The organism is Enterococcus sp. E5-162, assembly GCF_035725965.1.
GTDB classification, from domain to species: Bacteria; Bacillota; Bacilli; order Lactobacillales; family Enterococcaceae; genus Enterococcus_B; species Enterococcus_B lactis.
Map to the genome: position 1 here is coordinate 1 of NZ_JAPRFV010000015.1, position 14,067 is coordinate 14,067.

General features: G+C 38.0%; 12 protein-coding genes. 1 reads left to right on the forward strand and 11 read right to left on the reverse strand.

Annotation, left to right across the window (positions count from 1 at the left end):
• Window positions 1–320: 320 nt before the first annotated feature.
• The 11 genes from OZZ83_RS12790 to OZZ83_RS12840 form a co-directional block, all read right to left on the reverse strand.
• Window positions 321–1,631 carry a glycoside hydrolase family 28 protein gene (locus tag OZZ83_RS12790; protein ID WP_002335426.1) on the reverse strand — a complete coding sequence of 437 codons (1,311 nt, stop codon included), beginning with the start codon at window positions 1,629–1,631 and terminating at the stop codon, window positions 321–323.
• A gap of 11 nt (window positions 1,632–1,642) precedes the next feature.
• Complete coding sequence (locus tag OZZ83_RS12795; protein ID WP_002314478.1) at window positions 1,643–3,061, reverse strand: MFS transporter; 1,419 nt, start codon at window positions 3,059–3,061, stop codon at window positions 1,643–1,645.
• A 240-nt stretch (window positions 3,062–3,301) separates the two neighbouring features.
• Window positions 3,302–4,870: a glycoside hydrolase family 43 protein gene (locus OZZ83_RS12800; protein WP_278023827.1), complete on the reverse strand. Its 1,569-nt coding sequence runs from the start codon at window positions 4,868–4,870 to the stop codon at window positions 3,302–3,304.
• A gap of 3 nt (window positions 4,871–4,873) precedes the next feature.
• Window positions 4,874–5,284 (reverse strand): DUF4064 domain-containing protein, encoded by a 411-nt coding sequence (locus OZZ83_RS12805; protein ID WP_002314476.1) that lies wholly within the window; start codon window positions 5,282–5,284, stop codon window positions 4,874–4,876.
• Window positions 5,281–6,204 (reverse strand): pectinesterase family protein, encoded by a 924-nt coding sequence (locus OZZ83_RS12810; RefSeq protein ID WP_002310860.1) that lies wholly within the window; start codon window positions 6,202–6,204, stop codon window positions 5,281–5,283. Before OZZ83_RS12810 ends, OZZ83_RS12805 begins: the two co-directional genes overlap by 4 nt.
• On the reverse strand, window positions 6,201–7,079 hold the full coding sequence (locus tag OZZ83_RS12815) for a dienelactone hydrolase family protein (protein ID WP_002316991.1): 879 nt from the start codon (window positions 7,077–7,079) through the stop codon (window positions 6,201–6,203). Before OZZ83_RS12815 ends, OZZ83_RS12810 begins: the two co-directional genes overlap by 4 nt.
• Window positions 7,066–8,403, reverse strand: coding sequence for a glycoside hydrolase family 28 protein (locus OZZ83_RS12820; protein WP_278023825.1), 1,338 nt, complete (start codon window positions 8,401–8,403; stop codon window positions 7,066–7,068). Before OZZ83_RS12820 ends, OZZ83_RS12815 begins: the two co-directional genes overlap by 14 nt.
• Window positions 8,404–8,405: 2 nt before the next feature.
• Window positions 8,406–9,509 (reverse strand): glycoside hydrolase family 88/105 protein, encoded by a 1,104-nt coding sequence (locus OZZ83_RS12825; protein ID WP_278023823.1) that lies wholly within the window; start codon window positions 9,507–9,509, stop codon window positions 8,406–8,408.
• A gap of 73 nt (window positions 9,510–9,582) precedes the next feature.
• Entirely contained in the window at window positions 9,583–11,088 is a 1,506-nt protein-coding gene (locus OZZ83_RS12830; protein ID WP_002310856.1) for an extracellular solute-binding protein, read from the reverse strand.
• On the reverse strand, window positions 11,054–11,746 hold the full coding sequence (locus tag OZZ83_RS12835; RefSeq protein ID WP_002316990.1) for a YesL family protein: 693 nt from the start codon (window positions 11,744–11,746) through the stop codon (window positions 11,054–11,056). Before OZZ83_RS12835 ends, OZZ83_RS12830 begins: the two co-directional genes overlap by 35 nt.
• A 21-nt stretch (window positions 11,747–11,767) precedes the next feature.
• Window positions 11,768–12,742, reverse strand: a complete 975-nt coding sequence (locus OZZ83_RS12840; RefSeq protein WP_002320509.1) for an ABC transporter permease — start codon at window positions 12,740–12,742, stop codon at window positions 11,768–11,770.
• 297 nt (window positions 12,743–13,039) lie between these two features.
• On the opposite strand from OZZ83_RS12840, the gene OZZ83_RS12845 reads away from it, so the two are divergent.
• On the forward strand, window positions 13,040–13,912 hold the full coding sequence (locus OZZ83_RS12845) for a carbohydrate ABC transporter permease (protein WP_002310853.1): 873 nt from the start codon (window positions 13,040–13,042) through the stop codon (window positions 13,910–13,912).
• The last annotated feature ends 155 nt before the right edge of the window (window positions 13,913–14,067 follow it).

Below are 14,067 nucleotides of genomic sequence, written 5' to 3' on the forward strand. Positions count from 1 at the left end.
GTGGCAAGTGATTGTCAACTCTTTTTTAAAAGTTTTTTTCGATTTCATTTTTTTGAAATCTTTCAGCAACTCATTTATCATAACTTGTCGTTTGTTATTTGTCAAGAACTTTTTTGAAGTTTTTTTCGATAGAATCAAGCTTCACAAGCTGTTCTTTTTTAACGACTCAGTTATCTTATCACGTCTAAAAACATGTGTCAACTCTTTTTTTGGAAATTTCACAAAATGTTTCAATCAGATGCGACAACGTTGTTTAATATATCATTAAAAAAAATAAAGGTCAAGCTAAAATAATATTTTAGCTTGACCTTATTATAATTTCAACGATTGTCAAAAGTATTGTTTGCAACTGTGTTCCCTGTTTCTATTGATAGAATACAGCTTTCGAAACATAAGTTTTGAACTGCTTCGATTCGTCCAAATTCTTTTGCAGTTATTGTACAATGAGTAAAGCAGACATCTTCTATAGTTTTTTCAGGAAATGCTACCAAGTCAAAAGCCCGGGAAGGAAGTGGATAGCCTGGAGAAAGACTTGCCTGTACATTTTTGACATGTATGTTTCTGACTTTTGTCATTTGTTTTGATTCAGGTATTTCTTCAGCCACTGCTTGCCAGCTTTCTGGCATTCGTTCAAGATCATTGCTATTTTTTCTATTATATTCATTATGCCAGTCCATTATCCAAGAAAACGGAAATTGTACATCCATCATATTCAGGTTTTCTACCCTGATATTTTCAATCACTCCCCCTCTTTCTCTTGAAGATTTCATTCGAATACCACAGTCTGACTGAAAAAAATCGATATCGTGAATATACACATCACTAACTCCAGCACTAACTTCGCTACCAATAGTTACACCGTAACCTGAACGAATGTTACATCTCGCAATCTCGATTCTTGATGATTTTCGATTGACTCTTGCACCGTTACCGTCCCTGCCAGATTTAATAGCGATACAATCATCACCACAGGCCAAATCACATTCATAGATACGCACATCTGTTGAAGAATCAATATCAATCCCATCTGTACTTGGCCCATCATTATGACGGATGATTATTTTTTCTACTAATACATCGTTAGAATAAGTGATTTGCAGGTTCCAAAAACCTGATTTTTGAAAAATCAAATCACGAATGACAACATGTTCTGCATGATACAGTAAACACGCCCGCGGACGCTTAATAGCATAATCTGCAATCCAACGCAGTCCCTTTCGATCATATTCAGCTCTTGTTCCGCTTTTTTGGTCTTTCCCCCAATATAGTTCCCACCAATGCTCTCCTTGACCGTCGATTATTCCTTTTCCTTCTATAAGAATATCTTTTGCTGAGAGAACATTCAAAATCGCTGCTGGCCATTTCATTTCTACTCCAGCAACTCGTGTATCAATCTCTGGAAATGCTTCGATCTCTGTTTTTCCCTTGAGAACAGCCCCTTCTTCGAAAATGAGATGGCTCTTATCTTTTAAAAAAAGTGCGCCGACTAAATAAATACCTTTTGGAATAAATACGGGCGAGTGTTCTTTTGCACCTTGATTGATTGCCTTTTGCAGCATTACTGTATCATCTTGTTGAATGTCGTTTGTTTTAAAGTCTAAAGCATTGATGAACTCTTTTTTTGTCTGCAATACTTTTCTCCTTATCTTTCATTGATTTTTTTTAATTCTTCACCAATAAACACAGTTTTCGAACGATTCAGCGGATACCCTACTAATAAAATGATTGCGGATACAAATAAACAGAATGCTGGTAGCAAGTTTGCCATCGTATAAATTCTTTCTTGTACTAAAACTGATTGGATGGCTCCACCTGTTGTAGACGATTGGTAACCAATGAGTGCTAGCATAAATCCTCCGACTGCTCCTGCGCATGCTTGTCCTACTTTTCTCGCAAAAGAATTCACTCCGTATACTGTTCCATCTTCTCTTAAGCCTGTCTTATATTGATGATAGTCAATCACGTCAGTAATGAATGCCCAGACCATCAAATTGAATAAACCAGATCCTAAAGTAGCAATAAATAAAAGAATCAGATATACCCATGCATTTGTTATATGAAGGAAATACATCAGCAAGTACATACATGAAGAAGCGAGTAACGCAAATACGCTTGCTTCCTTTTTACCAAATAATTTTGTCAGCTTTGTAGCAAATGGTGCTAAAACTACTACTGTTCCGTAAGTAAATAAAAGAGCGACAGACATTGCTTGTTTATTATGGAAGTAATCATTAAATAAATAAGTCATATTCGTCCCAGCTAAAATCTGATTGATCACAATGAAAATGTCAACAATGACTAAAATAATCAGTGCTCGGTTAGCTAACAAACCTTTTACCAACTGAGAAGCAGACACTTTTTCGTTTTTGACAACTCTTACTCGTTCAGTAGTCAATTTACAAGTCAGCATGTATGCGACAAATGCAATTGCCGCACATCCGATGGAAATCCAAAAGAAATGATTCCCCGAAACGACTTGCTGCCCACTCTTGTTATGGGTGTACATCAAAATCGGGATAAAGAACCCTGTAGTTGACCCGCCAATCGCAGAGCCAATGCTTCGGAATGTGGATAACGAGGTGCGGTCATTAGGATTTGAACTAATGGCTGCTGCCATTGCTCCGTAAGGGATATTGATTGTTGACAGAAAAATACCATAAACAATATATGAAACAAAAATATATGCAACCTTCACCGTCATTGGAAGATGTTGGACGAATGGCAAAAACAAAATGACTGTCACTAAGCAAAATGGATATTTCATTTTTCTGATCCAAGGAATAAATCGACCATTTTCTGTTAACTCTGAGACATCGCATAATCTTCCAACCATCACATCAGCAAACGCATCCAAAATTCTTGAAATCAAGAATAACGTACCTACGATTGCTCCTGAAACACCAAGAACATTCGTATAATAAATCATCAAGAAACTATTGACCAAACCTAAAATAAAACAGTTACCTAAATCACCGAACATGTAGCCTATCTTATCGGAAATCCCAAATTCCTTTTTTTCTTTTTTTACTGTATTTGCTGTAACAGCATTTTGTGAAAGCATTTGAATTCCTCCTACCTCTTCTAGTAAACGTTTTCAAAATTATAACTCTTTTTTTCTTGTTTTGATATTCACAATATTGACATTTTATTGCATTATCTTGACAGAGAAAAAACAAAAATAAGTTTAAAAATATTGGCAGAAAAAGGCATTAATATTATTTTCATAATATCATAGATAAACAAAAAGATTCACTAACTAGCAAAAACGAGTTAGTGAATCTCTATTTATTAGAGAGATAGATCATTCATGATCTTTTCCATCATACTTAAAAAATTCAAAGTCAGCATAACTTCCTCTTTTTCTATTTAAATCATGTACGACTATCCCGATAAAATTCCCCGTAAATCCACCTGAGAGTATACACATGTTTTTTTGTAGACCTACTTCCTTCCATTCTTCAGATGGTGTGTCTTTCAAATAAAACTGTGCTGTCTCTTTCTTTACGGCTACTTTCAAGAAAGTCTTCTTTTCTGTGAGTGGAATCCTCCACTCTTCTATTTGTGCAACTCCGTTTTCTGATTCTAACATACGAAGACATTTTCCCTTGTTTTCATCCCAAGTAACATAGCAATAAATATAATTGGATTCGTTTAGGTACAATACCAGTCCAGCCATCTGATTAAAATTATTAGGTGTATATTCAAATGCTGTCTCCGCATCAAAAGTAAAATCCGTTTGCCGAATAGCTAATAAGTGATGGTCAAAGGTAGATTGAAGAGATTCACCGGCAATCAGTCGTAAAAAACCAGGTCTAGTTTTTGTATCACACCAATCAGCCCTTGGCAAAATACGTCTGGCATTCCAGTTCTTTTTTAGCTCTCCTTCGAATGTATCCATAAACTGATACGCTCTTTCTTGTTGTACCTCTTCATTCGTCTCAATCATTATTTCTTCCATCGGAGCTGTCTGGCTATCTTTTAGTCTTAACCAATCGTCGGACGTCCAATACACTTCTTGGATAGCGGTTTCTCTTCCCAAAATAGCCGCACCGTTTAATGGTCTGGTACAAAGATATGTCATGTACCATTTTTCTGACGGGGTTTGTACTAAGCTCCCATGTCCTGTACACTGCAATGTAGAAGCAGGTTTGTCACTAGCTGTCAGCATAGGAAAACCAGGATCAAGCTCGTAAGGACCAATAATATTCTTTGCTCGGCAGACTGTGACTGAATGTCCTCTTCCTGTACCTCCTTCTGCCGTCATCAAATAATAATACCCGTTACGAAAATACAAATGCGGTGCCTCCGTTTTCGCTAATTCTGTACCTGCAAATATTTTATAGATGGGACCATCAAGCTTCTTCTTCTCTGCATCATACTCTTGCAATACGATACCGCTGGACTTATTCGGTGTGTCCAGACGATAATCCCATAATTCATTGACAAGCCATTTTTTTCCTGTTTCCAAATCATGAAACAAAGAAGGATCAAAGCCGTTACTATTTAAATAAATCGGTTCGGACCAAGGTCCTGTGATCTCAGATGCAGTAATCAAGTAATTGTGGACATCTTTAAACGGACGGCCTGCACTTTTGACATCTGTGTAAACAAGATAGAACAATCCATCAGCATAACTGATTTGCGGTGCCCATATGCTTCCGTTTGTAGGATTTCCTTGCAAAGATACTTGAGTGGTCAAAATATCCGATGTATGTGACCAATTGACTAAATTTTTCGACTCATATACTCGAATTCCTGGAAGCCATTCAAAAGAGGAGACAATAATGTAATATCGGTCTTTCGCTCTTAAAATATTAGGATCTGGATTGAACCCTCTCAAAATAGGATTTTTCACTTTGATAGTCTGCATGATTCAGGCTTCCTTTCTTATTCTTACTCGATACAAACTGAATGCCCCAGCGGCAAAATAAAAAAACGCAAAAGGAAACGCAATAAACTGAGTGCCGACCAACAATATAACCCCTGTTATAAAATACAAGCCAGTGGCAGTTGTTAAGTATTTTCCTTTAGCCGTCAAAAATAGTGCTACTGCTAAAAAAGCAAGTGAAATAAACAATACAACGGCAAACAGACCAGTCATGTCCTGTAATAGCTCAAATGTATTTTCTAAAGACAAAGCTGGATGATCGACAGCAAGCGACTGATAACTTTTTTTAAACTCTGACGCAGACATATTACTTAAAGTAACTGCTAACCCGCCAAAGAAAATCAGAGATAGGCTGCCACCGATCATTCCTAGCAATAGTTCCCATTTTCTTTTCATTTCAGAACCCCCTGCTTTTCTAAATGGATCCATTCAGGTCTTTTGATTGGTGTTTCATAATTGTTATTTCGTTCAGAGAATTTGGCAGTCTGTTCATTTTTCTTGTCATCCCAATTATCCCAACCAGTTGGGTGAACATGCCCACCTATCTTACATGCTTCAAACACGACATTTGCATACGGACGCCACGGTCTTCCTAAATAGACGTTTCTAGTATCAGGCTCTGCAGTCAAGGTACAGCTTTCAAAACGATACCCTGATTTTTGTTTTTTTGGCGTAGATGCTGCTGTGATATATCCAGGATTTTTACTGGCTAAGCTATGGATACGGCACTGGCGAAAAATTGCATCTGCCCCACCAAATATGAAATCCACCGTTCCTTCAATCCAGCAATATTCATAGGTCTGACGACAATAATCAGGATTGACAGAAGCCGGTGTACAAAAGGGTGTACCATCTTTTTGCAAGTCAGGCAACGGACCCGTGCATAAAGTATCCTGATAACCAGTTAGTCGACAGTTTTTTAACAACACGCGATCTCCTGAATTGAATAAAGCAACAGCTTGACCTACTTTTTCTCCTGGACCTGCTGTATTTTCGATGTGAAGATTTTCTAATACGACATTCGATCCTTCTAAGAAGAAAGTAGCACTTCGGAAAGTCCCTAACTGGCTACCGTCAAGATACTCCTGTTTTGCAAAACGATTACCGGAGATCACTACTGTTCCTGTTCCCACAAGTTTAAAATTGGATAATCTGCTTTCTATATATTCATCATATCTTCCTTCTTTTACTATCAAGACCTTTGGATGGCTATCCGGCAGGTCTGCCAAATAATCGATTCCTTCTTGGATAGTTTCAAAATCCGTCGGGGTATCTATAGAATTTTTTCCAATTATCAGTTTGTCTTTCATCCTCATAAATGCTCCTTTATGAATTGTTTCCAAATGTTTCTCATTTCTTGTGTTTCCATATGACCGCCTGTTAAAGAAAAAGAAGAAAAGTTTTCTGGACTACCCATTGATTGATACTTTTTGTCCAGCCCTTTTCTCAGCTTCAGTACGCCTTCGTCCAAGCACATCGTATCGTTTTTTCCAACTAAGCTAAGACGAGGGCGCGGAGCGATTTTTTCTTGGATTGCTAACGTTGTATAAGCTGTCAGTAGGTTTGGCACATAGTAATAAAACCCATGATGATCTAGGCGACGATGTAGCAAAAGTGTTTCGATGTCCACCTGTGCTGCTAGATCAATACAAACTTTGACACGAGAATCCAATGCCGCCACCCACCAGCTTAATAAGCCTCCCATAGAAAGACCAATCGTTGCAATCCGTTGAGTATCTGTGTCTTCCCTTGTCTCCAAATAATCGATCAAGCTGATCACATCATAAATACGCATTCCCCATAACGTTTTTCCTGTTAATAAAAATTGTTTGAACAACTCACTTTCGGAAATACCTCCGCGTTCTTCAAATCCCCAAGCATCAATCGACCAAACAGCATATCCCATTCCCGTCAGTACTTCTGCAAAAGATGGAGAAGCTAAGTAAGGAGCACCATGGATCAATTCACTTTTCCCGACTGAAAAATCTCCGCCGTGAGAATGCAGGTAAAGGACCGTCGGAAACGGTCCTTCTTTCTCCGGATAAGCATAAAGTGCTGGTACTGTTTCCAATTCATTTAAGTACAGTTGATAATATTCAAGCATAAACCCATTTTGTTTTTCTCTGTATAATCGCTTTCCACTAGGAGTAAGTCTGCTAGATGGATCACCTAAAAAGTCATTCAACTGCATAAGCAAAGTTTTTACGAACAACCAGCTCATCCATATTTTCCGATTGAGTTGACCGGAATTTCTCAATACTTATTTCTTTCGTATTTTCTAATAGAAATGCTGGTCCTTCATGATTCTCAATCGTCATTTGATTAAAGGTAACCTTATCCGCAAAACCAATGTAAAATCCTTGCTTGCTCATTTCCTCTATCCCTGTCATCATAGCAGGGACACCGGGAACTGCATCTTGGGCCATTGAAACATCAATATTATCAAATGTGATTTCTTGTATAAACTGTTCTGCTAATCCATAAATAAATCCTGCAGAAGCATGGACATTCCTTGCCGTGATATTCGAAAAATGGATCCTTCTGAATGCTGGTGTCCGCTCATCTATCGGATAAGCCGTTTTTTCCCATACATATGGTTCTTTTCCTCGCGGACCGCAGAAATAATAAAGATTCATTATAAATGGACACATAACATTATCCATGACTATATTGGATACTCGAATGTCTTCAACGATCCCGCCTCGACCTCGTCTAGATTTCAATCGTATTCCTCGATCAGTTTCTTGGAAGATACAATTTGAAATGGTAATATTACGTATACTACCACTCATTTCACTTCCTAACACGACCCCTCCGTGTCCATGGACCATCGTACAATTTGTGATCGTGATATTTTCACAAGCAATCCTTTCGTACGTATCTTCAGTCCCTGCTTTGATTGCGATACAGTCATCTCCCACGTCAATATGGCAATTACTAATACGCACATTTTTGCAGGATTCTGGATCGATTCCGTCTGTATTTGGTGAATCTGCTGGGTTCAAAATCGTCAAGTTGTCAAACGTCGCGTTGCTACAAAGAATTGGGTTGATCGTCCAGCTTGGTGACTGGATCAGTTTGATATCTTTCACAGTGATTCGATGGCAGTTATGGAAACTCATCAATTTAGGACGAGGATAAGCCAGATTATCTGGTTCGTTTCGGAAAGTATGCCACCATTTTTTTCCATTTCCATCTAATGTACCAAAACCAGTGACAGAGATGTTCTCTACATTTTGAGCATAGATACAGGAAGCATAGACTTTTCGATGGACTCCTTCCCAACGTGAATGAACAATAGGATAATCTTTTGGATCGTCAGAGAATTTCAAAACCGCCCCTGCGCTCAAATGAAGTTCTACATTGCTTTTTAAAAATAAAGCCCCTGTTAAAAATTCACCTGCTGGCACAACTACGGTCCCGCCTCCTGCGCTTGCTGCTGCATCAATCGCTTGTTGTATTGCTTCAGTATTCAATTCATCAATTGATGCGCCAAATGTCAAAATATCATACATATTTATAATGCCTCCACTTCGATTAATGCTTGCAAGAATGCACCGACACCTTTTTGATCATTACAAATAATCGGCTCACTGATGTAGTAAGCATATGAACCATCTCGTTGTTCTGCTCCGCCTAACCCTGCTACTTGACAGTTTTTGTTCAAGTTCAACCAGCCTTCTTTTGTTTCAAGAACAAATTCATCGAGTAGTCCTTGATGAGATTTTTTCACTTGCGGCAGCCACTCTTCTTTGTTCAGCAAGCCTAAGCATATCCCTTTAGCCATTGCGTAAACAAACATACTGCTGCCAGAAGCTTCCAGATAATTTCCTTTCCGTTTTGTTTCTGTTGTTACTTGATACCATGTCCCACTGTTTTCTTCTTGATACGGAAGTAGTGCGGTCAATGTCTTTTCTAAAATTTCCTTCAGCAAAGAACAATCCGTTTCCGCATGAAGCAATTCATAGGTATCTGCCGCAGCCATCAGATACCAGCCAATCGATCGACTCCAGAAATGATGAGATAAACCTGTTTCTGGGTCAGCCCATGGTTGGACTTTCTTTTCATCCCATGCATGGATTAATAAATTTGTTTTTGGATCGAATAAATGTTTATAGCTGATTTCAAACTGTCTCAAGACATCTTGGTAATCTTTTTCTTCACTAAAATTCTGGATAAATTCAGCATAAAATGGTGAGCCCATATATAATCCATCTAACCAAATTTGATAAGGATAAATTTCTTTATGCCAAAAAGCCCCTTCGGATGTACGCGGATGGTTTGCCAACTGCTGGGAAAGGAGTTCTGCTGCTTTTTTATATTTTTCTTCGCCTGTTTCTTTGTACAATAAAAAGAAAAGCTTTCCGGTATTTACATGGTCGATATTGTATTCTTCAACGCTGTAGCCACGGATTGTTCCATCTTCTTGCACGAAATAGTCGATATTGTCTTTTATGAAATCAAAATAAATTTTTTCTTGGGTTTGTTCCCAAAGTAATTGGAACCCTTTAAGTACGACGCCATAGTCATAAGACCATTTTCCTTTATACCACTTTTCTTCATATAAGCGAGGTGTTCTTTCCATGATGCTTTTTGCTAATTTCTTTGACCAGTTTTCCATTATTTACTCTCCTTTAAAAGTTAAAATAGGATTTGGGACAAATACCAAGAAGTATTTGTCCCAATCATCTATACTATTGTGCGGCTTTGTAAGCTTCCTCGTACTCTTGTGTGATTCGGTCGCCACCTTGTGCTTTCCAGTCTTCTACAGCTTTCTTGAATCCGTCTTCGTCAAGCTGTCCCATGATGTATTGCACTGTAGCATCAATAACGATTTTTTCGATTTCCGACCCTACTTCATTGTTCGTTGCAGAATCCAATGGTACAGAAGGATCCATTACAGCGAATTCTTCGTTTTCTTTGATCAATTGATTCGACAATTCTTTTTCAGGATCTGCATCTTTGAAAGAGAACGTCACTTCACTAGGGCGAGAACTTGATAGCGGTTGCACTTCTTGTTGCCAAAGATCCATATCGATAAATTCAATAGAACCATCATCATTCAATTCATAATGTGTTCCCTCAATACCACCAGTCATCAATTTATACATATCTTCTTCTAGAAGATCATCAACAAATTGCAGTAATTTCTTCAATTGTGCTTCGTCTTTTACTTGTGATTTAGGGAATGCTAACAAACCACCAATACCATTTCCTTCTGACCAAACATGATAACCGCCGCCTTCACCATCTGAAATCTTGTTTACAGGGACTAATTCCATATCATCTTGAATACCTTGTCCCATTGTCTTCAGGTTCTTGATATCCACCATCCCAGTGTAGATTCCTGTTTTTCCTTGTGCAAATTGTTCTTGCTGGTCAGTCTTTTGAGTAACCGCAAAATCTTGTGCCAAATAGCCATTCTCAAATAGATCTCTTGAGAAGTTCAACGCTTTCATGTATTCTTCTGTATCAAATTCTGGAGTAAATTTGCCATTATCATCTACAGCCCAGCCATTCGGTGCTCCAAAATAAGAAGTGAACAGCTTAAAGCTGGTATAACGAATATCACTAGGCGCACGATCACCAAAACCAACTGTATCATCCACACCATTTCCATCTGGATCGTTTTCTGTAAATTGTTTAGCTACTTCGTAAAGTTCATCCATCGTAGTTGGAACATCTAATCCAAGATTATCCAACCAGTCTTTTCGAATGACTAAACCAGCACGAGCATAGTCCTTTTGCATTGGCACACCATACAATGCTCCGTCGATACTTGCAGCTTCGATTCTATCCTCAGAGATTTGGCTTAAGTTTTTATAGTCTTTTAAATATTCCGATACATCCCAGAATACGCCTGATTTCAACGCACTTCGGACAGAAGAGTTTTTCAGCATAGCAATTTGAAGTGTAACGATATCTCCTAGTTCGTCAGAAGCCAATGCAGTTGTCAGTCTTTCTTCTTTTGAAGCATCAGGAATCCAATTGAATGTAAGTTCCGTATCGGTTTTTTCTTCTATTAGATTCACGATTGTGTCAGTTGGTGGGGAAGCATGGTGTAAAATATTCAACCAAGTGATTTTGGTTTTCCCATCTTCTGTTTCTGAAGAACTGTTGTTTGAACTGTTGCCACATGCGGCAAGTGCTAAAATTCCTGCAAAACTAAGACCTAATTTTACGAGCGTTGCTTTTTTCATAAATTTTCTCCTTCACTGTTTTAATGATATTTTTGTTTTCTTCTGTTTTTTCTGTATATGAGTTCTTCCATTCCAAATGGCAAAATATAGAATTTGCTGTCCACGTGACTGCGGAAAAGAAGAGACTGCCACCGATAAAGGTTAAAACACCTGGCATTGTTTGGATGATCATCAGGTAAATACCCACCAGACTTAGTATTAATACTAATGAATAATGAAGATGAGAGAATCCGAACAAAAATGCCATTTTCATTTTGAAAAAATATCCTTTCCAATCATAATGTGCCATAATTGGAAAAATATAGAGTGCTGAGAGCAAATACAAGAACGCAGCAATATACAAAGCGATTCTAAGATACCAATTGTGTATGAAAGAAAGATCCACAAGTAAAACAACTCCGATGACGCCGTATATCCAGCTCATCAGCAAGGTTTCACGATAGTTTTCTTTAAAATATGAGAAGTACGTTTTCGTCAAAGGAAATGTTTCTTTTGTGCGCAGCCATTTTCTAATCACTGCAACCATTGCATAAGATGCAGGACCAAAAGTAAAAACCCCCAGACCTGCAATGACTAAACCACCCCACAGAAAATTCAAATAAACCAACTGTAAAATACGATTTAGCCTTCCATTTATTTTATCTAATGACTGCAGCATGTCTTTTCCTCTCTTTCTAAATTAGTAAACGCCGTCTTCTCCTAGCTTTTTGGCGATCTTGTTAGCTAAAATTACCATGAATAATCCTACGACCCCTTTAAACAATCCCATTGCTGTACTGAAACTTAATTGTCCATTCTTCAATCCAGCTGTATAAATGTAGGTGTCGAAAATTTCTGCAACACTTCGATTCAATGAATTCAATAACAAGTACATATGCTCGAAACCTAAGTCCAGTGTCTGACCGATTTTTAGAATCAGCAAGGTAATGATTACTGGACGAATCGCCGGCAATGTAACATGCCATGTTTTTCTCAAGCGTCCTGCGCCATCCATTTCAGCTGCTTCATATAACTGTGTATCTACTGCAGTGATTGCTGAAAGGTAGATGATTGTAGACCAGCCCAACTCTTTCCAGATTACTTGTCCAATATAGACTGTTCGTGTCCACTCAGGAGATGTCAGAAAACTGATTTTTTCGAATCCCATCGTTGCAAGGAATTCATTCAATACCCCTCCGTCAACGTTCAAAAATACATAAGTAATCGAAACGATGATTACCCAAGACATGAAATGAGGGATATAAATGATCGTTTGAATCCCACTTTTCAGTCGCTTGTTCGTTACTTCGTTTAATAGTAGGGACAAAATAATTGGCATCGGAAAAAACACGAAGATATTTAACCCGAACAAGATCAAAGTATTCCTTAATAAAGTAAAGAAAGTCGGCTCTGTAAACAAACGAATGAAATGTTTGAATCCCACCCAAGGACTGCCCATTATCCCTAAAAATGGTTGATAATCTTGAAAAGCAATAACGAGCCCTCCCATAGGAAGATACCTAAAGATCAGGAAATAAAGGACCCCCGGCAGAATCATCACGTATAAAAATTTATTCGTTTTGATTCCTGCAATTATTTTTTTTCGTCTTCTGAGCTTTTCTTCTTTTTTCGATAGCGTCAGTTGAAATGGTTCTTGTTTCTTTACACTTTCCATAAGCCCCTCCTTAGTTTTATGAATGTTTGCTGCTTATGACTTTATGATAGATAACTATCCGAATTACGTATATAATCATTTTTATCGCACGTAAAAACGCTTACACGACAATGATTTTTATACTCGCAAAATATAAAAGTGTATTTCTTCACAAATAAGATACGCCTAGTAACTATTCTATTTTTTTCTATCTGGCACTTAACGTAGGAAATGATTATATACGTAATCTTTCACCGATGATAAATTGAATACATAGAAACAGAACATTTAATTTATTTTGAGGAGGAGCCTATCTATATGAAAAAGAGAGTCTCTATAGGAGAAAGAAGTTTTACATTTTTCAACAATACGTTTCTGATCTTGCTAGCTTTGATCTGTATCGTGCCTTTTTTAAATATCATCGCTACATCTTTCGCTTCTACACAAGAAGTCGTCGCGAAAAAATTTATCCTTTTCCCTACTACCTTTTCTCTAGACGCGTATCGCTATATTCTATCTACGCCAACTATTTTTAGAGCACTTGCTGTTTCGATTGGCGTTACCGGGGTTGGAACGATCGTCAGCATGTGCGCAACTTCACTGATGGCATACGGGCTTTCCAGAAAGTACTTGTTTGGTCGAGGATTCGTCAACTTTCTTGTTGTATTTTCTATGTTGTTCAGCGGGGGAATGATTCCCACATTCTTGGTTGTTCGTTCTCTGGGACTGGTCAATTCTTATTGGGCAATGATCTTACCTGTAGCTGTTAATGCAATGAACATGATCATTATGAGAAACTTTTTCCAAGCCTTGCCGGATAGTTTGGAAGAATCGGCAAAAATGGATGGTTGCACAGATTTTGGTGTATTTTTCAAAATCATGCTACCATTAGCGTTACCGTCTATTGCTACTATCTCACTTTTTTATGCTGTTACTTACTGGAACACTTATATGACCGCTATTTTGTATATCAACGATTCATCTAAATGGCCGATACAGATCCTTTTACGTCAGATCGTCATTGTATCAAGCGGGATGCAAGCAGAAAGTAGTGCCGTTGATGTGATTCCACCAGCACAAACAGTTAAAATGGCTGTTATCGTTATTGCCACAGTCCCTATGCTGATTGCTTATCCTTTTGTTCAGAAATACTTTGTCAAAGGCGCACTCGTAGGTTCTGTTAAAGGTTGATTGTGTATGGGACATAAAATGGAGGTTGTGAAAGAGACGTTCAGCCTTATTGTTTATAAGCTGTCTCTTGAACACCGTTTATTCGCAAAAAGGACTGTGACAAAGCTTTAGTCACAGTCCTTTTTGCGTGCTTAGCCTTGAAATTTAACTATCCA